This is a genomic window from Streptomyces sp. NBC_01089, from assembly GCF_045162975.1.
Classification (GTDB): domain Bacteria; phylum Actinomycetota; class Actinomycetes; order Streptomycetales; family Streptomycetaceae; genus Streptomyces.
Genome location: NZ_CP108660.1, coordinates 6,550,701 through 6,573,626 on the forward strand (window position 1 = coordinate 6,550,701; position 22,926 = coordinate 6,573,626).

Below are 22,926 nucleotides of genomic sequence, written 5' to 3' on the forward strand. Positions count from 1 at the left end.
GCTGATCAAGTAGCCGTAGCAATCGCCGGAGGCGTGATGGACGTTTCACTGACCCTGTGGGCGCTGACCATTCTTGGTCTGGGCGCGCTGATCGCGGTCGACTTCGTGATCGGGCGCAAACCGCACGACGTATCGGTCAGGGAAGCCAGTGTCTGGACCGTGGTCTGGATCGTCCTGGCCGCGCTCTTCGGCCTCGGTCTGCTGCTCTTCAGCGGTGGCCAGGCGTCCGGAGAGTTCTTCGCCGGTTTCATCACCGAGAAGTCGCTGAGCGTCGACAACCTCTTCGTCTTCATCCTGATCATGGCGAAGTTCTCGGTGCCGTCCCACCTGCAGCAGCGGGTGCTGCTGTTCGGTGTCCTGATAGCTCTGGTGCTGCGCGCGGTCTTCATCGCGGCGGGCGCGGCGATCATCGCCGGTTTCTCGTGGGTCTTCTTCCTCTTCGGCGCGTTCCTGATCTACACCGCCTGGAAGCTCATCAAGGAAGCGCGATCCGGCGACGAGGAAGAGGAGTTCGAGGAGAACCGCCTCCTCAAGTCGGTCGAGCGGCGGCTCGGCGTGGCCGACCGCTACCACGGCACCAAGCTCTTCATCCGGCAGAACGGCAAGCGGATCATGACGCCGCTGATGGTCGTGATGCTGGCCATCGGCACCACCGACGTGCTGTTCGCGATGGACTCGATCCCGGCGATCTTCGGCCTCACCAAGGACCCGTACATCGTCTTCACCGCCAACGCCTTCGCCCTGATGGGCCTGCGCCAGCTGTACTTCCTCATAGGCGGCCTGCTGAAGAAGCTGGTGCACCTCAGCTACGGGCTGTCGGTCATCCTCGGCTTCATCGGCGTCAAACTGCTGCTGCACGCGCTGCACGAGTCCGGGGCGCCCGTGCCGGAGATCTCCATCCCGGTCTCGCTGGCGGTCATCTGCGGTGTCCTGATCGTCACCACGGTCACCAGCCTCCTCGCCAACCGGAAGCAAGCAGCCGCTGGACAGGCCGGGACGCCGGACAAGGGCAACCAGGACAGCGTCGACGTGTGAGGGGCGGGTGCAGGTGCCGGCTCACCAGCCGCGTGCGCGCCACTCCGCGAGGTGCGGGCGCTCGGCGCCCAGCGTGGTGTCGTGCCCGTGCCCCGGATAGACCCAGGTCTCGTCGGAGAGCCGGTCGAAGAGCTTCTCCTCGATACCGCCGAGCAGGCTGGCGAACGCCTCGGGGTCGTCATGGGTGTTCCCGACCCCGCCGGGGAAGAGGCAGTCGCCGGTGAAGACATGCGGGTGGCCGTGCGGGTCGTCGTAGATGAGCACGATGGAGCCCGGGGTGTGGCCGATCAGCCGGCGGACGTTCAGCTCGACCCGGCCCACCCTGATCGTGTCACCGTCCTCCACCGGGACATCGGTGGCGACCGGAATGCCGCCGACGTCGTACCGCCCCGCGTAGGTGCGGGCGCCGGTGGCGTCCACGACGGCCTGCAAGGACTGCCAGTGGTCGCCGTGGCGGTGGGTGGTGACCACGGAGGCGATGGAGTCGTCACCGATCAGCTGCAGCAGCGTCGCGGTGTCGTTGGCCGCGTCGATCAGCATCTGCTCCCCGGACTCCCGGCAGCGCAGCAGATACGCGTTGTTGTTCATCGGGCCCACCGCGACCTTGGAGATCATCAGAGCTGTCAGCTCGTGTACGTCCGCCGGGCCGTCGACCTTCACCACTCCGCTGTACGTCATGGTGCCGAGTCTAGAGCGGCTGTGTGGGGCCGGGTGCCCGGAGTGCGGACTCAGGAGCCGCTGCCCCGGCCGTTGTTCTAGAGCGGCGGCAGGGCCGGCAGCGCCCCACCGCCGGGGACCGTCAGCCCCTCGCCGTCGCCGCGCCCCGACAGCCAGCCCACCAGCGCAGCGGGCGGGCCCGTGACCCCGGCCACCGCGGGGTCGGCGGAGAAGCGCTCACGCAGGAAGGCGATCTCCCGCTCGGTGAATTCCGCGGAAAGGTCATCCAGCTCGTAGCCGATCCCGAGGTCGACATGGTGCAGCTCGAGCTCGACCCAGCGGCGGAAGGGGATGCGGGCGGCGGTGTCGGTGACGCCGTTGCGGAGGGTCACGGTCCTTGACCAGTCCGCGGGAAGCTCCGAGCGCTCACGGAACCGGGCTGCGCTCTCACGTACGTCCGCGAGCTGCACGGCGAGCGTGCGGTGCGCGTCACGCTCGATGTCGGCGTCGCGGGCCTCGGCCGACGCGTACATCGGCAGACCGGCGAGAACATTTCCGATCGCGTCGGCGTTACGTGAGAGGTGGGCGAGTACATGACCGCGGGACCAGCCGGGAAGCCGTGACGGTTCCGCGACCGTGACGTTGTCCAGTCCGGCGGCCGCGGCCAGGAGCCGTTCGGTCGCCTCATCCACAGATCTCAGGTCGCGCGCGTGGTCGATCATGCAGCTGACGATAGGCCCCTCCACTCCTTCGGGTGAAGCTGTTTACCGATGGCCGTTAATCGAATGCGCGTGCTATAGGCTCGTGAGAGACATCCAACAAGGCATCATCCGACATCGCTGAGGCGCCCCCCATACCCTGGGGAGGGGGCTCCGCCCCTGCTTCTTCTCTCAGAAAGGTGCGGACCGGCGTGGCCGACCGTCTCATCGTTCGTGGCGCTCGCGAGCACAACCTCAAAAACGTCTCGATCGACCTCCCGCGTGACTCCCTGATCGTCTTCACCGGGCTCTCCGGATCGGGCAAGTCCTCCCTCGCGTTCGACACGATCTTCGCCGAGGGGCAGCGCCGCTATGTCGAGTCGCTCTCCTCGTACGCCCGGCAGTTCCTCGGGCAGATGGACAAGCCCGATGTGGACTTCATCGAGGGTCTGTCCCCCGCTGTCTCGATCGACCAGAAGTCGACCTCGCGCAACCCGCGCTCGACGGTCGGCACGATCACCGAGGTCTACGACTACCTCCGGCTGCTCTTCGCCCGTATCGGCAAGCCGCACTGCCCCCAGTGCGGCCGGCCCATCTCGCGCCAGTCCCCGCAGGCCATCGTCGACAAGGTCCTCGAACTGCCCGAGGGCAGCCGCTTCCAGGTGCTCTCGCCGCTCGTGCGGGAGCGCAAGGGCGAATTCGTCGACCTCTTCTCCGACCTTCAGACCAAGGGGTACAGCCGTGCCCGGGTGGACGGCGAGACGATCCAGCTCTCCGATCCGCCCAAGCTGAAGAAGCAGGAGAAGCACACCATCGAGGTGGTCATCGACCGTCTCACGGTGAAGGACAGCGCCAAGCGCCGCCTCACCGACTCGGTAGAGACCGCGCTCGGGCTGGCCGGCGGCATGGTCATCCTGGACTTCGTGGATCTGCCGGCGGACGACCCCGAGCGTGAGCGGATGTACTCCGAGCACCTCTACTGCGCCCATGACGACCTGTCCTTCGAGGAGCTTGAGCCGCGCTCCTTCTCGTTCAACTCGCCCTTCGGCGCCTGCCCGGACTGCACCGGGATCGGGACGCGGATGGAGGTCGACCCCGAGCTGATCGTCCCGGACGAGGACAAGTCCCTCGACGAGGGCGCGATCTCCCCGTGGTCACACGGCCACACCAAGGAGTACTTCGCACGGCTGGTCGGCGCCCTCTCCGGCGAGCTCGGCTTCCGGACCGACATCCCCTGGGCCGGGCTGCCGCAGCGCGCCAAGAAGGCCCTGCTGAACGGCCACAAGACCCAGATCGAGGTCCGCTACCGCAACAGGTACGGGCGCGAGCGCGCCTACACGACCTCCTTCGAGGGCGTGGTGCCCTTCGTCAAGCGGCGGCACTCCGAGGCGGAGAGCGACTCCAGCAGGGAGCGCTTCGAGGGCTATATGCGCGAGGTGCCCTGCCCGACCTGTGAGGGCACCCGGCTGAAGCCGATCGTCCTCGCGGTCACCGTGATGGAGAAGTCCATCGCCGAGGTCGCGGCGATGTCGATCAGCGAGTGCGCGGACTTCCTGGGCCGGCTGAAGCTCAACGCCCGCGACAAGAAGATCGCCGAGCGGGTGCTCAAGGAGGTCAACGAACGGCTGAAGTTCCTGGTCGACGTCGGCCTCGACTACCTCTCGCTCAACCGCGCGGCGGGCACGCTCTCCGGCGGCGAGGCACAGCGCATCAGGCTGGCCACCCAGATCGGTTCCGGTCTGGTCGGGGTGCTGTACGTACTGGACGAGCCGTCCATCGGTCTGCACCAGCGCGACAACCACCGCCTCATCGAGACACTCGTCCGGCTGCGCGACATGGGCAACACCCTGATCGTCGTCGAGCACGACGAGGACACCATCAAGGTCGCCGACTGGGTCGTGGACATCGGTCCCGGCGCGGGTGAGCACGGCGGCAAGGTCGTGCACTCCGGGTCGCTGAAGGACCTCCTCACCAACAAGGAGTCCCTGACCGGCCAGTATCTGGCGGGCAAGAAGGCCATCCCGATCCCGGACCTGCGCAGGCCCGTGGACCCGGGCCGGCGGCTGACGGTGCACGGCGCCCGGGAGAACAACCTCAGGGACATCGACGTGTCCTTCCCGCTGGGGGTGCTGACCGCGGTCACCGGTGTCTCCGGCTCCGGCAAGTCGACCCTGGTCAACGACATCCTCTACACCCACCTCGCACGTGAGCTCAACGGCGCGCGTACGGTCCCCGGCCGGCACACCCGGGTCGACGGCGACGACCTGGTCGACAAGGTCGTCCACGTCGACCAGTCGCCGATCGGCCGCACCCCCCGGTCCAACCCGGCGACGTACACCGGGGTCTTCGACCATGTGCGCAGGCTGTTCGCCGAGACCATGGAGGCGAAGGTCCGGGGCTATCTGCCCGGGCGCTTCTCCTTCAACGTCAAGGGCGGCCGCTGCGAGAACTGCTCGGGCGACGGCACGATCAAGATCGAGATGAACTTCCTGCCGGATGTGTACGTCCCGTGCGAGGTCTGCCACGGTGCGCGCTACAACCGGGAGACCCTGGAGGTCCACTACAAGGGCAAGTCCATCGCCGAGGTCCTGGACATGCCGATCGAGGAGGGCCTGGACTTCTTCGAGGCCGTCCCGACGATCGCGCGTCATCTGCGCACGCTCCACGAGGTGGGCCTGGGCTACGTCAGGCTCGGCCAGTCCGCGCCGACGCTGTCGGGCGGTGAGGCGCAGCGGGTGAAGCTGGCGAGCGAGCTCCAGAAGCGCTCCACCGGCCGCACGGTCTACGTCCTGGACGAGCCGACGACGGGCCTTCACTTCGAGGACATCAGCAAGCTGATCAACGTGCTGTCGGGTCTGGTCGACAAGGGCAACACGGTGATCGTCATCGAGCACAACCTGGATGTCGTCAAGACCGCCGACTGGGTCGTCGACATGGGCCCCGAGGGCGGCAACGGCGGTGGCCTGGTCATCGCCGAGGGCACTCCCGAGCAGGTCGCCGGGGTCCCGGCCAGCCACACCGGGAAGTTCCTGCGGGACATCCTGGACGCCGAGCGGATCAGCGACGCCACCCAGGTCACGAAGGCGCCGGCGAAGAAGGCCGCTGTAAAGAAGGCCGCGGTGAAGAAGACAGCGGCACAGAAGGCGGCAGCGGCGAAGGGCGGCGCCACGGCCAAGGCGGCCACGGCTGGGACGGCGGCGAAGAAGCCGGCCGCGAAGAAGCCGGCGGCGAAGAAGGCGGTGCGCGCCCGGCGCTCTTCGTGAGGCCGACGGCAGGCGTGACGCCGGCGTGACGCCGGTGTGACTCCAGCGGCGGGGAGGGACGGGGCCTCCCGGCGGGGCGGGGCCCCGCGCCCTTCCCCGCCGCTGGAGCTCAGGCCAGCTCGTGGGCGTACGGCGGTTCGGCCCCGGTACGTGAGCAGGTCACCGCGGCCGCCCGGGCCGCGAAGGCCAGGACCTCGGCCCAGTCGTCGCAGGACAGTGCGGCGACCGCCGTCGCCGACAGCGCGTCCCGCTCCGCGAGACCGTGCAGCAGCGCCGCGTTGACCGTGTCGCCCGCGCCGATCGTGTCCACCACATCGACCGCCGCACCGGGGACCGCGTACTCGCCGCCCGCCCTGGTGCGTACGGTCAGCCCGTCGCCGCCGTGGGTGACCACCACCGCCTGCGGCCCCGCGGCCAGCCACTCCTCCGGGGTGCCGCCGAGCCACTGGGCGTCCTCCTCCGACAGCTTCAGGAGGGTGACATCCGGCAGCCAGCCCCTGAACCGCTTCCGGTAGGCGTCACCGTCCTGGATCAGCCCCGCCCTGATGTTCGGGTCGAGCAATGTGAACACCCCGCGCGCCGATTCCCGCCGCAGCAGCGCCTCGTACGCACTCGCACCCGGTTCGAGGACCAGCGAACAGGTGCCCAGGGACAACGCCGTCACCTCGTGGGGCAGTTGCTCCGGCAGCTCGAACAGGCGGTCCGCGCTCCCCTCGGCGTAGAAGCCGAAGCCCGCGGAGCCGTCGGTGCTCAGCGACGCCACCGCGAGCGTCGTCGGCTCAGGGCCCCGCTGGACCAGGGAGAGGTCCACCCCGGCCGCCCGCAGCCCGCCGAGCAGCGCGTCGCCGAAGCCGTCGGTCGACACCCGGGAGCAGAAGCCCACCCGGGCACCGAGCCGGCCCAGGGCGACAGCCGTGTTGTAGGGCCCGCCGCCCAGCCGTGGCAGCAGTGCGGGCAGGGGTTCACCGGGCGCGGCGGCGTGCTGCGGCACCAGGTCGATCAGGGATTCTCCGGCGACGGTGATCACAGATCCCGAACGTAGCCGAAGTTCCCAGGCCCGTAAACGCCGTGAACACCGCCTGCGGCGGCGGAGATCTCCACCGGTATGGTCGGTTCCGTCGCCGATGCCTGTTGAACAGTGGAGCCTCACATGTCCGGTCTGCCGCCCGCCCGTCGTTCCGTCCTCATGGGAGCCGCCCTGGCGGGCGCCGCGGGGCTCGGGCTCACCGCCTGCTCGGGCGGTGGCAGCAGCACATCGTCGGGCCCCGACAAGCCCGTCGACCTGGGGGCCGCCGACGCCGTACCGGTCGGCGGGGTCAAGTACTACCGGGACCAGTTCCTGATCGTGAGCCGGCCGAGCGCCGACGCGTACAAGGCGCTCTGGTCGCGGTGCACCCACCAGAACTGCCCCCTGCAGAAGATCGAGGGCAAGGTCGGCATCTGCCCCTGCCACGGCAGCCGCTTCGATGTCACGACCGGCAAGGTGCTGCAGGGCCCGGCCGGCCGGCCGCTCGCTGACGTGCCGGTCAAGGTGGTGGGCGGCAAGCTGATCGCCGGCCCCGACAAGAAGGTCTGACCCCGCCACCCCGCAGGCGGTACGCCGCCCGCTGCGACCCCGCCCGCAGTACGCCCTCCGCGGTGACTCCGCCCGCGGTGACTCCGCGCTGTCAGTCACCGCCAGTAGGGTGGGAGACATGGCAGACCCCTCCAGTTACCGCCCCAAGCCGGGACAGATCCCCGACTCCCCGGGGGTCTACAAATTCCGCGACGAGCACCACCGGGTGATCTACGTCGGGAAGGCGAAGAGCCTGCGCCCACGCCTGTCCTCGTACTTCCAGGACGTGGCCCATCTCCACCCGCGCACCCGCACGATGGTCACCACCGCCGCGTCCGTGGAGTGGACGGTGGTCTCCACCGAGGTCGAGGCGCTCCAGCTCGAATACTCCTGGATCAAGGAATTCGACCCCCGTTTCAACGTCAAGTACCGCGACGACAAGAGCTATCCGTCCCTCGCGGTGACGATGAACGAGGAATTCCCCCGGGTGCAGGTGATGCGCGGCCCCAAGAAGAAGGGCGTGCGCTACTTCGGCCCCTACGGCCATGCCTGGGCCATCCGCGAGACCGTCGACCTGATGCTCCGCGTCTTCCCCGTACGCACCTGCTCCGCCGGGGTGTTCAAGCGCTCCGCGCAGATCGGCCGCCCCTGCCTCCTCGGCTACATCGGCAAGTGCTCGGCGCCCTGCGTCGGCCGTGTCACCCCCGAGGAGCACCGCGAACTGGCCGAGGAGTTCTGCGACTTCATGGCCGGCCGCACCGGCGCGTACATACGGCGCATCGAGCAGGAGATGCGGGACGCGGCCGAGGAGATGGAGTACGAGAAGGCGGCCAGGCTCCGCGACGACATAGAGGCGCTCAAGCGCGCTCTGGAGAAGAACGCGGTCGTCTTCAACGACGCCACCGACGCCGACCTGATCGCCGTCGCCGAGGACGAGCTGGAGGCCGCCGTCCAGATCTTCCACGTACGGGGCGGCCGGGTCCGCGGCCAGCGCGGCTGGGTCACCGACAAGGTCGAGGCCGTGGAGACCTCCGGCCTCGTCGAGCACGCGCTCCAGCAGCTGTACGGCGAGGAGAAGGGCGAGGGCGTGCCCAAGGAGGTGCTGGTCCCGGCCCTCCCGGAGCAGACCGACGCCGTCACCCAGTGGCTGGCCGACCGCCGGGGCTCGCATGTCTCGCTGCGTATCCCGCAGCGCGGCGACAAGAAGGACCTGATGGCGACCGTGCAGCGCAACGCCCAGCAGGCGCTGGTGCTGCACAAGACCAAGCGCGCGTCCGACCTCACGACCCGCTCCCGGGCCCTGGAGGAGATCGCCGCCGCGCTCGGCCTCGACAGCGCGCCGCTGCGGATCGAGTGCTACGACATCTCCCACCTCCAGGGCGACGACGTGGTCGGTTCGATGGTGGTCTTCGAGGACGGTCTGGTCCGCAAGGGGGAGTACCGCCGCTTCCAGATCAAGGGTTTCGAGGGCCAGGACGACGTCCGGTCCATGCACGAGGTGCTCACCCGGCGCTTCCGGCGGTATCTCCAGGAGAAGGAGCGGACGGGGGAGTGGACCGAGGAGCAGGCCGCCGAGGCGGTCGAGGAGGACGGCCGCCCCAAGCGGTTCGCGTACCCGCCGCAGCTGGTGGTGGTCGACGGCGGCCAGCCCCAGGTGGCGGCCGCGAAGCGCGCGCTGGACGAGCTGGGCATCGATGACGTCGCCGTCTGCGGTCTGGCCAAGCGCCTGGAGGAGGTCTGGCTGCCGGGCGACGACGACCCGGTGGTCCTGCCCCGGTCGAGCGAGGGGCTCTACCTCCTCCAGCGGGTGCGGGACGAGGCCCACCGCTTCGCCATCACCTATCAGCGGGCCAAGCGGGCCAAGCGCTTCAAGGCGGGCCCGCTCGACTCCGTCGCCGGCCTGGGGGAGACCAGGAAACAGGCCCTGATCAAGCACTTCGGCTCGGTCAAGAAGCTGAGGCAGGCCACAATCGACCAGATCTGCGAAGTGCCCGGCATAGGCCGCAGGACGGCCGAGTCGGTGGTCGCCGCGCTCGCAGGGACAGCGCCGGCCGCACCTGCCGTGAACACGGCAACAGGAGAGATCATTGAAGACGACGGGGGCGACACACATGAGTGACGAGCAGGAACGGGACGGAGCACACGTGAGTACGGGCAGTGCGGGCACGGGCGGTGCGACCACCGGCGGTGCGACCACCGGCACACCGGCCGAGACCGCGGAAGCGGCCATTCCGGAGCTGGTGATCATCTCCGGGATGTCCGGCGCCGGGCGTTCCACTGCGGCGAAGTGCCTGGAGGACCTCGGCTGGTTCGTCGTCGACAACCTCCCGCCCGCCCTGATCCCCACCATGGTCGAGCTCGGCGCCCGCTCCCAGGGCAACGTGGCCCGTATCGCCGTCGTCGTCGACGTACGCGGCCGGCGCTTCTTCGACAATCTGCGCCAGTCCCTCGCCGACCTCGCCGCCAAGCAGGTCACCCGGCGGATCGTCTTCCTGGAGTCCTCCGACGACGCGCTGGTGCGCCGCTTCGAATCCGTGCGCAGACCGCACCCGCTCCAGGGGGACGGCCGGATCACCGACGGCATCGCCGCCGAGCGCGACCTGCTGCGCGAGCTGCGCGGCGACGCCGACCTGGTGATCGACACCTCCAGCCTCAACGTGCACGAACTGCGGGCCAAGATGGACGCCCAGTTCGCCGGCGACGAGGAGCCCGAGCTGCGGGCGACCGTGATGTCGTTCGGCTACAAGTACGGCCTCCCGGTCGACGCGGACCTGGTCGTCGACTGCCGCTTCCTGCCCAACCCGCACTGGGTGCCCGAGCTGCGCCCCTTCACCGGCCTCAACGAGGAGGTGTCGGCGTACGTCTTCAACCAGCCGGGCGCCAAGGAGTTCCTCGACCAGTACAGCGAGCTGCTCCAGATCATCGCCACCGGCTACCGGCGCGAGGGCAAGCGGTACGTGACCATCGCCGTCGGGTGTACCGGCGGCAAGCACCGTTCCGTGGCGATGTCCGAGAAGCTCGCCGCCCGGTTGGCGTCGGAAGGGATCGAGACGGTGCTCGTCCACCGCGACATGGGGCGCGAGTGACAGGCCGAAGTACCGCCAAGCTGCGGCGCGTACGGCTGGTACCGGGCCGGATCAGGCGCGGCACCCAGCCGAAGGTCGTCGCACTGGGCGGCGGAATGGGGCTCTCCGCCTCGCTCGCCGCGCTGCGGCGCATCACCGGGGACCTGACCGCCGTGGTGACCGTCGCCGACGACGGCGGTTCCAGTGGCCGGCTCCGCGAGGAACTGGGCGTGCTGCCGCCCGGCGATCTCCGCAAGGCGCTCGCCGCGCTCTGCGGGGACGACGACTGGGGGCAGACCTGGGCCCGCGTCATCCAGCACCGCTTCCAGTCCCAGGGCGAGCTGCACGAGCACGCGGTCGGCAATCTGCTGATCGTCGCCCTGTGGGAGCAGCTCGGCGACCACGTACAGGCCCTGGACCTGGTCGGCAAGCTGCTCGGGGCGCACGGCAGGGTGCTGCCGATGTCCGCGGTGCCACTGGAGCTCCAGGCCCTGGTCCGCGGCCACGACCCGGCCCGCCCCGACGACGTCGACACGGTCCGCGGCCAGGCCACGGTCGCCCTCACCCCGGGCGAGGTGCAGTCCGTGCACCTGGTGCCGAACGACCCGCCGGCCGTCCCTGAGGCCGTCGCCGCGGTCCTCGACGCGGACTGGGTGGTGCTCGGCCCCGGCTCCTGGTTCTCGTCGGTGATCCCGCATCTGCTGGTGCCCGAACTGCACGACGCGCTGGTCGAAACGAAGGCGCGCAAGGTGCTCTCGCTCAATCTCGCGCCGCAACCCGGTGAAACCAGTGGCTTCTCACCGCAGCGTCATTTGGAGGTTTTGGCCCGACACGCCCCTAAACTCGCCCTGGACGTGGTGCTTGCCGACGAGGCCGCCGTGCCCGACCGTGCGAGTCTCGCCGAAGCCGCCAAAGGGCTCGGTGCGGCGGTCGAGCTGGCGCCCGTGGCCTCGCCCGACGGCTCCCCGACACACGACAGGGAGCTGCTGGCCGCCGCGTACGACCGTATTTTTCGGATGCATGGAAGGATCGGCCCATGGCGATGACGGCAGCGGTGAAGGACGAAGTCTCCCGGCTCCCCGTCACCCGGACCTGCTGCAGGAAGGCGGAGGTTTCGGCGATTCTTCGGTTCGCCGGCGGGCTGCACCTGGTGAGCGGGCGGATTGTGATCGAGGCGGAGCTGGACACCGCCATGGCGGCGCGCAGGCTCAAGCGGGACATCCTGGAGATCTTCGGACACAATTCCGAACTGATCGTGATGGCCCCCGGCGGACTGCGCAGAGGCAGCCGTTTTGTCGTACGGGTCGTGGCGGGCGGCGACCAGCTGGCCCGCCAGACCGGCCTGGTGGACGGCCGCGGCCGCCCCATCCGCGGTCTGCCCCCGCAGGTCGTCTCGGGGGCCACCTGCGATGCCGAGGCGGCCTGGCGCGGCGCCTTCCTGGCACACGGCTCACTCACCGAGCCAGGCCGCTCCTCATCGCTCGAGGTCACCTGCCCCGGACCCGAGGCGGCGCTCGCTCTGGTGGGCGCGGCGCGCAGGCTGCAGATCGCCTCCAAGGCCCGTGAGGTCCGCGGTGTGGACCGGGTCGTCGTCCGGGACGGGGACGCCATCGGCGCCCTCCTCACCCGGCTCGGCGCACACGACTCCGTCCTGGCCTGGGAGGAGCGGCGGATGCGCCGCGAGGTCAGGGCCACCGCCAACCGCCTCGCCAACTTCGACGACGCCAACCTCCGCCGCTCGGCGAGGGCCGCGGTCGCCGCGGGGGCCCGGGTCGGCCGTGCGCTGGAGATCCTCGCCGACGAGGTGCCCGAGCACCTCGCCGCGGCCGGCCGGCTGCGGATGGAGCACAAGCAGGCATCGCTGGAGGAGCTCGGCGCGCTCGCCGACCCGCCGCTGACCAAGGACGCCGTCGCCGGCCGGATCCGACGGCTGCTGGCCATGGCCGACAAGCGGGCCCAGGATCTGGGGATTCCCGGTACGGAGTCCACGCTTTCCGAGGAGATGGACGACAGCCTGGTCGGCTGAGCCGCCGAATACAGCTGTTTCCGCTATTCCCGATTCCCGTATTTCGGCATTGTGATCCCGCGGAGAACAACGCGACGCTGCCGGTGCCCATATGGGCACCGGCAGCGTCGTATGAGCCCCGGGGAATGTACTGATGAGTACGGGTGTCCGTGTGCCGCGGATGAATTTCCTTACGGTCCTGTTCGATATGACCCTGAGGGCTTTCGAGAGGTAGGGTCGGAGGCGGTCGGGGACATCCCATACATCTCGCCGTGGCGTCGAAACCCGGCGTACCAACGAGGAGATCGAGTTCGTGACGATCCGCGTAGGCATCAACGGCTTTGGCCGCATCGGTCGTAACTACTTCCGCGCGCTGCTGGAGCAGGGTGCTGACATCGAGATCGTGGCTGTCAACGACCTGGGTGACACCGCGACCACTGCGCATCTGCTGAAGTACGACACGATTCTGGGCCGTCTCAAGGCCGAGGTCTCTCACACCGCAGACACCATCACCGTCGACGGACACACCATCAAGGTGCTGTCCGAGCGCAACCCGGCCGAGATCCCCTGGGGTCAGCTGGGCGTCGACATCGTCATCGAGTCGACCGGCTTCTTCACGAAGAAGGCCGACGCCGAGAAGCACATCGCCGGCGGCGCCAAGAAGGTCCTCATCTCGGCTCCGGCCAAGGGCGAGGACATCACCATCGTGATGGGCGTCAACCAGGACAAGTACGACGCGGCGAAGCACCACGTCATCTCCAACGCCTCCTGCACCACCAACTGTGTGGCGCCGATGGCCAAGGTTCTCCTGGAGAACTTCGGCATCGTCAAGGGCATGATGACGACCGTCCACGCGTACACCAACGACCAGCGCATCCTGGACTACCCGCACTCGGACCTGCGTCGCGCCCGCGCCGCCGCCGAGAACATCATTCCGACCACCACGGGTGCCGCCAAGGCCACCGCGCTGGTCATCCCGGAGCTCGAGGGCAAGCTCGACGGCATCGCGATGCGCGTCCCGGTCCCGACCGGCTCCGTGACCGACCTGGTCATCGAGCTGGAGCGCGAGGTCACCAAGGACGAGGTCAACGCCGCGTTCCAGAAGGCGTCCGAGGGCCAGCTCAAGGGGCTCCTCGACTACACCGAGGACCCGATCGTCTCCTCGGACATCGTCAACTGGCCGGCGTCCTGCACCTTCGACTCCTCCCTGACCATGGTCCAGGGCAAGAGCGTCAAGGTCATCGGCTGGTACGACAACGAGTGGGGCTACTCCAACCGCCTCGTCGACCTGACAGTCTTTGTCGGCAACCAGCTCTGATCACGGGCCGGTAGGCGCCTCGATGTGAGCACGGGGCTCGGACACGCGCGAGGAAGCGCGGTCCGGGCCCCGTGGCCTGTCCAGAACGTCCAAGGAGTCCAGGAACTCATGAAGACCATCGACGAACTTCTCGCCGAAGGGGTCGCGGGCAAGCGGGTATTCGTCCGCGCCGACCTCAATGTGCCGCTCTCCGGCACCACCATCACCGACGACGGCCGGATCCGCGCGGTCCAGCCGACGGTGGCCAAGCTCGCGGAGGCCGGCGCCCGTGTCGTCGTCGCCTCGCACCTGGGCCGCCCGAAGGGCGCCCCGGACCCGGCGTTCTCGCTCGCCCCCGCGGCGGCGCGCCTCGGTGAACTCCTCGGCGCCGACGTCGCGTTCGCCACCGACACGGTCGGCGAATCCGCCAGGGCCACCGTCGCCGCTCTCGCCGACGGCCAGGTCGCCGTCATCGAGAACCTCCGCTTCAACGCCGGTGAGACCTCGAAGGACGACGCCGAGCGCGGCGCCTTCGCCGATCAGCTCGCCGAGCTGGCCGACCTCTACGTCGGTGACGGCTTCGGCGCCGTGCACCGCAAGCACGCCTCGGTCTACGACCTCCCGGCGCGCCTGCCGCACGCCGCCGGATACCTCATCGCCACCGAGGTCGGCGTCCTCAAGAAGCTGACCTCCGATGTCAAGCGCCCGTACGCGGTGGTGCTCGGCGGCGCCAAGGTCTCCGACAAGCTCGGCGTCATCGACCACCTCCTGGAGCGCGCCGACCGCATCCTCATCGGCGGCGGCATGGCGTACACCTTCCTCAAGGCCCAGGGCCACGAGGTCGGCAGCTCCCTCCTCCAGGAGGACCAGATCCCGGTGGTCCGTGAGTATCTGGAGCGCGCCAAGGCCAAGGGTGTGGAGTTCGTGCTGCCCGTCGACGTCGTGGTCTCCGCGGAGTTCCCCGACCTCAAGGCCAAGGCGCCGACGCACCCCGAGACCGTGCCCGCCGACGCGATCCCGGCCGGGCAGATGGGCCTGGACAACGGCCCCGAGACCAACAAGCTCTACGCATCGAAGCTCGCCGACGCGGCCACCGTCTTCTGGAACGGCCCGATGGGCGTCTTCGAGCACCCCGACTACGCCGACGGCACCCGCGCCGTCGCGCAGGCACTCCTCGACAGCCCGGCCTTCACGGTCGTCGGCGGCGGTGACTCCGCAGCCGCGGTCCGCATCCTGGGCTTCGACGAGAACAAGTTCGGACACATCTCGACCGGTGGCGGCGCCAGCCTCGAATACCTCGAGGGCAAGACGCTTCCCGGCCTCGCCGCACTGGAGAACTGACAAACCTCATGACAAATCAGAGCACCCGCACCCCGCTGATGGCGGGCAACTGGAAGATGAACCTCAACCACCTCGAGGCCATCGCCCACGTCCAGAAGCTCTCCTTCGCCCTCGCCGACAAGGACTACGACGCCGTCGAGGTGGCGGTCCTGCCGCCCTTCGTGGACCTGCGTTCCGTCCAGACCCTCGTCGACGGCGACAAGCTGAAGATCAAGTACGGCGCCCAGGACATCTCGGCGCACGACTCCGGCGCGTACACCGGTGAGGTCTCCGGGCCGATGCTGGCCAAGCTGAAGTGCGCCTATGTGGCCGTCGGGCACAGCGAGCGCCGCCAGTACCACGCCGAGACCGACGAGGTCTGCAACGCCAAGGTCAAGGCCGCCTACCGGCACGGCATCACCCCGATCCTCTGCGTCGGCGAGGGCCTGGACATCCGCAAGGCCGGCCAGCAGGTCGAGTACACGCTCAAGCAGCTCGACGGCGGCCTCGAGGACATCCCGGCCGACGAGGCCGAGTCCGTCGTGATCGCGTACGAGCCGGTCTGGGCGATCGGCACCGGCGAGGTCGCCACCCCCGAGGACGCCCAGGAGGTCTGCGGGGCGATCCGCGGCCGGCTGGCCGAGCTGTACTCGCAGGAGCTGGCCGACAAGGTCCGTATCCAGTACGGCGGCTCGGTCAAGTCCGGGAACGTCGCCGCGATCATGGCCCAGCCCGATGTGGACGGTGCGCTGATCGGCGGCGCCGCCCTCGACGCCGACGAGTTCGTCAAGATCGTCCGCTTCCGCGACCAGTGAGTATGCGCTAGCGCGGATCCGTCGTACCCTTGCGGGGCCGAGACGGCTGGCACCAGCCGTCCGGCCCCGTCGTCCGTTATGAGTTCCGAGGAAGTTGGTCCAGCCGTGATTCTGGGGTTCTCGATCGCCCTGATCGTCTTCAGCCTGCTGCTGATGCTGCTGGTGCTGATGCACAAGGGGAAGGGCGGCGGCCTCTCCGACATGTTCGGTGGCGGCATGCAGTCGTCCGTCGGCGGCTCCTCGGTCGCCGAGCGCAACCTCGACCGCATCACCGTGGTGCTCGGCCTCTGCTGGTTCGCCTGCATCGTCGTGCTCGGCCTGCTGATGAAGCTGAAGAACTGACCGTCCGTATCCACGTTCTCGCCGCGTGTCGCCCGCGTTTCCGCGCGGGGGTGTAACTCCAATCACTGGACGCGCGTTGGGCCTTACGTAGACTGGGGCATCTTCGAGCACCATCACGCAGGGAGTTACGACCGTGGCAAGTGGCAACGCGATCCGGGGAAGCCGGGTCGGAGCGGGGCCGATGGGGGAGGCCGAGCGGGGCGAGTCCGCACCGCGCCTCCGCATCTCCTTCTGGTGCTCGAACGGGCACGAGACGCAGCCGAGCTTCGCCCACGACGCGCAGGTCCCGGAGACCTGGGACTGCCCGCGCTGTGGGTTCCCGGCAGGTCAGGACAGCGACAACCCCCCGGACCCACCGCGTACCGAGCCCTACAAGACGCACCTCGCCTATGTGCGCGAGCGGCGCAGCGACGAGGACGGCGAAGCGATCCTCGCCGAGGCCCTGGCGAAGCTCCGGGGCGAGATCTGAATACTCTGAATTTCCGGCCGGAACCCACTCGGGTGCCCGGCCGGACTGCGTAGTGGCCGCTGCCCGTGCGCCGGGAGCTCCGGTCGCGGCACTCGCCCGCCGGATCAATTAGGTTGGGTGGAGCGGGGCATGTACGCAGGTACGAGAAGAATGGACTGATGTCCGAGATGAACGCAGCAGGCCGTACCAGGCTCAACCAGATGCCCGAGTGGACCGCTCTGGCCAAGCACCGGGAGCAGCTGGGCGACACGCGTCTCCGGGAGCTGTTCGACAGGGATCCGGAGCGGGGGAGCACCTACACCCTCCGGGCCGGCGATCTGTATCTCGACTACTCCAAGCACCTGGTGACCGGCGAGACGCTGGGCCTGCTCCGTGAGCTGGCCGCCGCTGCCGGGGTGGCCGGGCTGCGCGACGCGATGTTCCGCGGCGAGAAGATCAACACCACCGAGGACCGCGCGGTGCTGCACACCGCGCTCCGTGCCCCGCGCGGCGCCGTCATCGAGGTGGACGGCGAGAACGTCGTGCCCGCCGTGCACGCCGTGCTCGACAAGATGGCCGCCTTCTCGGAGAAGGTCAGGTCGGGGGAGTGGACCGGGCACACCGGCAAGCCCATCAAGAACGTCGTCAACATCGGCATCGGCGGCTCGGACCTGGGCCCGGCGATGGCGTACGAGGCGCTGCGCTCCTTCACCGACCGCGGGCTGACGGTCCGCTTCGTCTCGAACGTCGACGGTGCCGATCTGCACGAGGCCGTAAGGGACTTGGACCCGGCCGAGACGCTCTTCATCATCGCCTCCAAGACCTTCACCACCATCGAGACCATCACCAACGCGACGTCCGCGCGCAATTGGCTGCTGACGCATCTGCGGGCCGGTCAGGAAGCCGTGGCCAAGCACTTCGTGGCGCTGTCGACGAACGCCGAGAAGGTCGAGGACTTCGGTATCGACACGGCCAACATGTTCGAGTTCTGGGACTGGGTCGGCGGCCGGTACTCCTACGACTCGGCGATCGGCCTCTCGCTGATGATCGCGATCGGCCCGGACCGCTTCCGCGAGATGCTCGACGGTTTCCACCTGATCGACGAGCACTTCCGCACCGCGCCGCCCGAGGAGAACATCCCGCTGCTGCTCGGCCTGCTCGGCGTCTGGTACGGCGCGTTCTTCGACGCCCAGTCGCACGCGGTCCTGCCGTACTCGCACTACCTGTCCAAGTTCACGGCGTACCTCCAGCAGCTCGACATGGAGTCCAACGGCAAGTCCGTGGACCGCGAGGGCGTCCCGGTCGACTGGCAGACCGGCCCGGTGGTCTGGGGGACGCCCGGCACCAACGGCCAGCACGCGTACTACCAGCTGCTGCACCAGGGCACCAAGGTCGTCCCTGCGGACTTCATCGGCTTTGCCAGGCCCGTCGATGACCTGACGCCCGGTCTGGCGGCCCAGCACGACCTCCTGATGGCGAACTTCTTCGCCCAGACCCAGGCCCTGGCCTTCGGCAAGACCCCCGACGAGGTACGGGCCGAGGGTGTCGCGGAGGAGCTGGTCCCGCACAAGACGTTCCGCGGCAACCACCCGACGTCCACGATCCTCGCCGACACGCTCACCCCGTCCGTCCTGGGGCAGCTGATCGCGCTCTACGAGCACAAGGTCTTCGTCCAGGGCGCCATCTGGAACATCGACTCCTTCGACCAGTGGGGCGTCGAGCTGGGCAAGGTGCTCGCCAAGAAGATCGAGTCGGTTTTGACCGGCGGCAAGGGCGGCGCGGACCTGGACAGCTCCACCGCCACGCTGGTGGACACCTACCGCGCGCTGCGGGCCAAGCAGTAGCGGCAGCGGTACGGAGACACGCAGAGGACCGGCCCGCACCCCCAGCAGGGGGGGTGCGGGCCGGTCCTCTGTCGCGGTGCCCGCCGTCAGGCGGTGGCCGGCGCGTAGAGCTGCGGCGGCAGATGCGAGGCGGCCGCCGCGTCAAGCAGCCACAGCGTCCTGTTGCGGCCCCTGGCACCCGCTGCCGGGGCCTGGACCTCTCCGGCCCCCGACAGGGCGAGAGCCGCGGCCCCGGCCTTGTCCTCGCCCGCCGCGAGCAGCCACACCTCGCGCGCGGCCCGGATCGCGGGCAGCGTCAGTGACAGCCGGACGGGCGGCGGCTTGGGCGCACCGTGCACACCGACGACGGTGCGTACGGACTCCCGTACGGCCGGCAGCTCGGGGAAGAGCGAGGCCACATGCGCGTCCGGGCCCACCCCCAGCATCAGCACGTCGAACGACGGCACATCGCCGTGGTCCCCGGGGCCCGCCGCGGCGGCCAGCTCCGCCGCGTACGCCGCGGCCGCCGCCTCCACATCGCTGCCGTACGGGCCGTCCGAAGCGGCCATGGCGTGCACCCGCTCGGGGTTCACCCCGACCGAGTCGAGCAGCGCGGCCCGTGCCTGGGTGACGTTCCGCTCGGGGTCGCCCTCCGGCAGGAAGCGCTCGTCGCCCCACCACAGATCGATCCGCGACCAGTCGACGGCGTCCCGGGCGGGCGCCTCGGCGAGGGCCGCGAGCAGCCCGTTGCCGTTGCGCCCGCCGGTCAGCACCACCGACGCGGAGCCGCGGGCGGCCTGGGCGTCCACGATCTTCGTGATCAGCCGGGCCGCCGTGGTGTGGGCCATCAGCTCCTTGTCCCGGTGGACGGCGAGCTGTGGCGTACTCACTTCGACGCCGCCTTCTTCGCGGGCGCCTTCTTTCCGGCCGGCGCGGCCTTGCCCGGCTCATCGGCCGTCTCGTCGGACCCGGCGGCCGACCCGTTGCCGGCCTGCTTCGGCGCGGGGGTGACCAGCCGGTCAACGCCGTACTTCAGCGAGGCCGCGTAGGTGTCGTCCGGGTCCAGCCTGCGCAGCTCCTCGGCGAGCAGCTCCGAGGTCTCCCGGCGCTTGAGCGCCACCGCGCGGTCCGGCTGGCCCTCCATGCAGAGCGTGGCCAGCGAACCGTCGGGACGGTCCAGCACGATCTCGCCGTGGTCCGTCTGCATCCGTACGGCCGTGAGACCGGGGCCGGACGAGACGGAACGGGTCACCGGTACGTCGAGCCGGTCGGCGAGCCACATCGCGAGCAGCTCACAGCTCGGATTGAACTCCTCGCCCTCCACCTCGGCGCCCTTGACCCGGCTCGGCACCTGGTCCAGGGCCGCGGCGAGCATCGAACGCCAGGGGGTGATGCGCGACCAGGACAGGTCCGTGTCGCCCGGTGTGTAGGCGGCGGCCCTGCCGGTGAGCTCGGCGATGGGCTGCTCGGCCGCGTAGGAGTCGGTGACCCGGCGCTGGCCCAGTGCGCCCAGCGGGTCCTTCGCGGGGTCGAGCGGCGCGTTGACCGGCCACCAGACCACCACGGGGGCGTCCGGCAGCAGCAGCGGCAGCACCACCGACTGGGCGTGGTGCAGCACCTCGCCGTACATCCGCAGGACGACGGTCTCGCCGCTGCCCGCGTCCGTACCGACCCGGATCTCCGCGTCGAGCCGGGCCGTGGCCCGGTCGCGCGGGGAGCGGGAGACCCGCTTGACGACGACGAGGGTGCGCGAGGGGTGCTCGCGGGACGCTTCGTTGGCCGCCTTGAGCGCGTCGTAGGCGTTCTCCTCGTCGGTCACGATGACGAGCGTCAGCACCATGCCGACGGCGGGGGTGCCGACGGCGCGGCGCCCCTCCACCAGTGCCTTGTTGACCTTGCTGGCTGTGGTTTCCGTCAGATCGATTTTCATGGCCGACGCCAGCTCCGTCCTTCTCGTGCGAGCATTTCGTCCGCCTCGGCCGGTCCCCAGGTGCCCGACTCGTACTGCGCGGGCTTTCCGTGGGTGTCCCAGTACTCCTCGATCGGGTCGAGGATCCGCCAGGACTGCTCGACCTCCTCCAGGCGCGGGAAGAGGTTCGAGTCGCCGAGCAGTACATCGAGGATGAGCCGCTCGTACGCCTCGGGGCTGGACTCGGTGAAGGACTCGCCGTACGCGAAGTCCATCGACACGTCCCGGATCTCCATCGAGGTGCCGGGCACCTTGGAGCCGAACCGCATGGTGATGCCCTCGTCGGGCTGGACGCGGATGACGATCGCGTTCTGGCCCAGCTCCTCCGTCGCCGTGTGGTCGAACGGGGAGTGCGGGGCGCGCTGGAAGACCACCGCGATCTCGGTGACACGGCGGCCGAGGCGCTTGCCGGTGCGCAGGTAGAAGGGGACGCCCGCCCAGCGGCGGTTGTCGATCTCCAGCCGTACGGCCGCGTAGGTGTCGGTCGTCGACTTGGGGTCGATGCCGTCCTCCTGGAGATACCCGACGGCCTGCTCGCCGCCCTGCCAGCCCGCGGCGTACTGGCCGCGCACGGTCTCCTTGCCGAGGTCCTTGGGCAGCCGGACGGCGCCCAGCACCTTGGTCTTCTCGGCCACCAGCGCGTGGGCGTCGAAGGAGGCGGGCTCCTCCATCGCGGTCAGCGCGAGCAGCTGGAGCAGGTGGTTCTGGATGACGTCACGGGCGGCGCCGATGCCGTCGTAGTACCCGGCGCGGCCGCCGATCCCGATGTCCTCGGCCATGGTGATCTGGACATGGTCGACGTACGACCGGTTCCAGATCGGCTCGAAGAGGGTGTTGGCGAAGCGGAGCGCCAGGATGTTCTGGACGGTCTCCTTGCCGAGGTAGTGGTCGATCCGGAAGACCTCGTTCGGCGGGAAGACCTCGTGCACGACCTGGTTGAGCTCCTGTGCGCTCTTCAGGTCGTGGCCGAACGGCTTCTCGATGACCGCACGGCGCCAGGAGCCGTCCTTCTGGTCGGCGAGTCCGTGCTTCTTGAGCTGCTGGACGACCTTGGGGAAGAACTTGGGCGGGACCGACAGGTAGAAGGCGAAGTTGCCTCCGGTGCCCTGCTGCTTGTCCAGCTCCTCGATGGTCGACTTGAGGGTGGCGAACGCGGCGTCGTCGTCGAAGTCGCCCTGGACGAAGCGCATGCCCTGGATGAGCTGCTGCCAGACCTCCTCGCGGAACGGTGTCCGCGCGTGCTCCTTGACGGAGTCGTGGACGACCTGGGCGAAGTCCTCGTCCTCCCAGTCGCGGCGCGCGAAGCCGATGAGCGAGAAGCCCGGTGGCAGCAGACCGCGATTGGCCAGGTCGTAGACAGCGGGCATCAGCTTTTTACGGGACAAATCACCCGTGACGCCAAAAATGACCAGGCCCGACGGCCCCGCGATACGCGGGAGCCGTCGGTCCGCAGCGTCACGCAGCGGGTTGCTGCTTGACAAGGTTTCAGCCCTCCGAAGGGGCGAGGCGCTCGAGCTCTGCCTCAGTGGACTTGAGCAGGTCGTTCCAGGAGGTCGCGAACTTCTCGACTCCCTCGTCCTCCAGGACCTGTACGACGTCGTCGTACGAGATCCCGAGCTTCTCCACGGCATCGAGCGCGGCGCGGGCCTGCTCGTAGGTGCCGGAAACGGCGTTGCCGGTGATCTCGCCATGGTCGGCGGTGGCGTCGAGCGTCGCCTCCGGCATGGTGTTCACCGTGTTGGGCGCGACCAGGTCCACGACGTACATCGTGTCGCGGTACGCCGGGTCCTTGACGCCGGTCGACGCCCACAGCGGGCGCTGCTTGTTGGCGTGCGCCTTGTCGAGGGCGGCCCAGCGGTCGGAGGAGAAGACCTCCTCGTACGCCTGGTAGGCGAGGCGCGCGTTGGCGACGGCGGCCTTGCCCTTGAGGGCCTTCGCCTCGTCGGTGCCCAGCGCGTCCAGCCGCTTGTCGATCTCGGTGTCCACCCGGGACACGAAGAAGGAGGCGACCGAGTGGATCTTGGAGAGGTCCAGCCCTGCTGCCTTGGCCTTCTCCAGACCCGCCAGGTAGGCGTCCATGACCGCGAGGTAGCGCTCGAGCGAGAAGATCAGCGTGACGTTGACGCTGATGCCCCGGCCGATGGTCTCGGTGATGGCGGGCAGACCGGCCTTGGTCGCCGGGATCTTGATGAGCGTGTTCGGGCGGTCCACCAGCCAGGCGAGCTGCTTGGCCTCGGCCGTGGTGGCCCTGGTGTTGTGGGCGAGCCGCGGGTCGACCTCGATGGAGACCCGGCCGTCCTGGCCGTCCGTCGCGTCGAAGACCGGGCGCAGGATGTCGGCGGCGTCACGGACGTCCGCCGTCGTGATCATGCGGACGGCCTCCTCGACGGTGACCCTGCGGGCCGCGAGGTCGGTGAGCTGCGTGTCGTAGCCGTCGCCCTGCGAGATCGCCTTCTGGAAGATCGACGGGTTGGTGGTGACACCCACCACGTGCTGCTGGTCGATCAGCTCGGCGAGGTTGCCTGACGTGATGCGCTTGCGCGAAAGGTCGTCGAGCCAGATCGCGACGCCTTCGTCGGAGAGGCGCTTGAGTGCGTCTGTCATGGGAATTGCATCTCCTACTAGTCGTATATA

At 69.2% G+C, this 22,926-nt stretch carries 20 protein-coding genes; 13 read left to right on the plus strand and 7 right to left on the minus strand.

Annotated features, from left to right (window positions below):
• The first annotated feature begins 36 nt into the window (after positions 1 to 36).
• A complete protein-coding gene (locus OG510_RS29370) occupies positions 37 to 1,035 on the plus strand; it encodes a TerC family protein (protein WP_406140763.1) in 999 nt (332 codons plus the stop codon).
• Positions 1,036 to 1,056: 21 nt separating this feature from the next.
• On the opposite strand, the gene OG510_RS29375 is transcribed toward OG510_RS29370, so the two are convergent.
• A complete protein-coding gene (locus tag OG510_RS29375; protein ID WP_406140764.1) occupies positions 1,057 to 1,713 on the minus strand; it encodes an MBL fold metallo-hydrolase in 657 nt (218 codons plus the stop codon).
• 77 nt (positions 1,714 to 1,790) lie between these two features.
• Positions 1,791 to 2,414, minus strand: coding sequence for a maleylpyruvate isomerase family mycothiol-dependent enzyme (locus tag OG510_RS29380; RefSeq protein WP_406140765.1), 624 nt, complete (start codon positions 2,412 to 2,414; stop codon positions 1,791 to 1,793).
• Positions 2,415 to 2,602: 188 nt separating this feature from the next.
• Here OG510_RS29380 and uvrA point away from each other — a divergent pair, with 188 nt between their 5' ends.
• Entirely contained in the window at positions 2,603 to 5,653 is a 3,051-nt protein-coding gene (gene uvrA / locus OG510_RS29385) for an excinuclease ABC subunit UvrA (protein WP_406140766.1), read from the plus strand.
• Between the two features lie 109 nt (positions 5,654 to 5,762).
• On the opposite strand, the gene OG510_RS29390 is transcribed toward uvrA, so the two are convergent.
• Entirely contained in the window at positions 5,763 to 6,680 is a 918-nt protein-coding gene (locus tag OG510_RS29390) for a carbohydrate kinase (RefSeq protein WP_406140768.1), read from the minus strand.
• A 123-nt stretch (positions 6,681 to 6,803) separates the two neighbouring features.
• Between OG510_RS29390 and OG510_RS29395 the strand changes: the two genes are divergently transcribed.
• The 11 genes from OG510_RS29395 (at position 6,804) to pgi (ending at position 18,344) form a co-directional block, all read left to right on the plus strand.
• Entirely contained in the window at positions 6,804 to 7,229 is a 426-nt protein-coding gene (locus OG510_RS29395; RefSeq protein WP_406140769.1) for a Rieske (2Fe-2S) protein, read from the plus strand.
• A 118-nt stretch (positions 7,230 to 7,347) separates the two neighbouring features.
• On the plus strand, positions 7,348 to 9,327 hold the full coding sequence (gene uvrC, locus OG510_RS29400; RefSeq protein WP_406140770.1) for an excinuclease ABC subunit UvrC: 1,980 nt from the start codon (positions 7,348 to 7,350) through the stop codon (positions 9,325 to 9,327).
• Complete coding sequence (gene rapZ / locus OG510_RS29405; RefSeq protein WP_406140771.1) at positions 9,320 to 10,294, plus strand: RNase adapter RapZ; 975 nt, start codon at positions 9,320 to 9,322, stop codon at positions 10,292 to 10,294. The genes uvrC and rapZ overlap by 8 nt, the downstream gene beginning before the upstream one ends.
• The gene (gene yvcK / locus OG510_RS29410; protein ID WP_406140773.1) at positions 10,291 to 11,319 is read left to right on the plus strand and encodes a uridine diphosphate-N-acetylglucosamine-binding protein YvcK; all 1,029 of its coding nucleotides are present in this window, start codon (positions 10,291 to 10,293) and stop codon (positions 11,317 to 11,319) included. The genes rapZ and yvcK overlap by 4 nt, the downstream gene beginning before the upstream one ends.
• Positions 11,310 to 12,299 carry a DNA-binding protein WhiA gene (gene whiA, locus OG510_RS29415; RefSeq protein WP_406140774.1) on the plus strand — a complete coding sequence of 330 codons (990 nt, stop codon included), beginning with the start codon at positions 11,310 to 11,312 and terminating at the stop codon, positions 12,297 to 12,299. The genes yvcK and whiA overlap by 10 nt, the downstream gene beginning before the upstream one ends.
• A gap of 292 nt (positions 12,300 to 12,591) precedes the next feature.
• A complete protein-coding gene (gene gap, locus OG510_RS29420; RefSeq protein ID WP_164263389.1) occupies positions 12,592 to 13,596 on the plus strand; it encodes a type I glyceraldehyde-3-phosphate dehydrogenase in 1,005 nt (334 codons plus the stop codon).
• Positions 13,597 to 13,704: 108 nt separating this feature from the next.
• A complete protein-coding gene (locus tag OG510_RS29425; RefSeq protein ID WP_406140776.1) occupies positions 13,705 to 14,916 on the plus strand; it encodes a phosphoglycerate kinase in 1,212 nt (403 codons plus the stop codon).
• Between the two features lie 8 nt (positions 14,917 to 14,924).
• A complete protein-coding gene (gene tpiA, locus OG510_RS29430) occupies positions 14,925 to 15,710 on the plus strand; it encodes a triose-phosphate isomerase (protein WP_406140777.1) in 786 nt (261 codons plus the stop codon).
• Between the two features lie 105 nt (positions 15,711 to 15,815).
• Positions 15,816 to 16,052 carry a preprotein translocase subunit SecG gene (secG, locus tag OG510_RS29435; protein WP_343235085.1) on the plus strand — a complete coding sequence of 79 codons (237 nt, stop codon included), beginning with the start codon at positions 15,816 to 15,818 and terminating at the stop codon, positions 16,050 to 16,052.
• 133 nt (positions 16,053 to 16,185) lie between these two features.
• The gene (locus tag OG510_RS29440) at positions 16,186 to 16,521 is read left to right on the plus strand and encodes an RNA polymerase-binding protein RbpA (RefSeq protein WP_164263395.1); all 336 of its coding nucleotides are present in this window, start codon (positions 16,186 to 16,188) and stop codon (positions 16,519 to 16,521) included.
• 167 nt (positions 16,522 to 16,688) lie between these two features.
• A complete protein-coding gene (gene pgi, locus OG510_RS29445) occupies positions 16,689 to 18,344 on the plus strand; it encodes a glucose-6-phosphate isomerase (RefSeq protein WP_406142617.1) in 1,656 nt (551 codons plus the stop codon).
• An 86-nt stretch (positions 18,345 to 18,430) separates the two neighbouring features.
• On the opposite strand, the gene pgl is transcribed toward pgi, so the two are convergent.
• Genes pgl through tal form a run of 4 tightly spaced genes read right to left on the minus strand, consistent with a single transcriptional unit; the run spans position 18,431 to position 22,896 of the window.
• Positions 18,431 to 19,213, minus strand: coding sequence for a 6-phosphogluconolactonase (gene pgl, locus OG510_RS29450; protein ID WP_406140778.1), 783 nt, complete (start codon positions 19,211 to 19,213; stop codon positions 18,431 to 18,433).
• Entirely contained in the window at positions 19,210 to 20,253 is a 1,044-nt protein-coding gene (opcA, locus tag OG510_RS29455) for a glucose-6-phosphate dehydrogenase assembly protein OpcA (RefSeq protein WP_406140780.1), read from the minus strand. Before opcA ends, pgl begins: the two co-directional genes overlap by 4 nt.
• Positions 20,250 to 21,773, minus strand: a complete 1,524-nt coding sequence (gene zwf / locus OG510_RS29460) for a glucose-6-phosphate dehydrogenase (RefSeq protein WP_164263402.1) — start codon at positions 21,771 to 21,773, stop codon at positions 20,250 to 20,252. Before zwf ends, opcA begins: the two co-directional genes overlap by 4 nt.
• 4 nt (positions 21,774 to 21,777) lie before the next feature.
• The gene (gene tal, locus OG510_RS29465) at positions 21,778 to 22,896 is read right to left on the minus strand and encodes a transaldolase (protein ID WP_406140781.1); all 1,119 of its coding nucleotides are present in this window, start codon (positions 22,894 to 22,896) and stop codon (positions 21,778 to 21,780) included.
• Positions 22,897 to 22,926 lie beyond the last annotated feature (30 nt).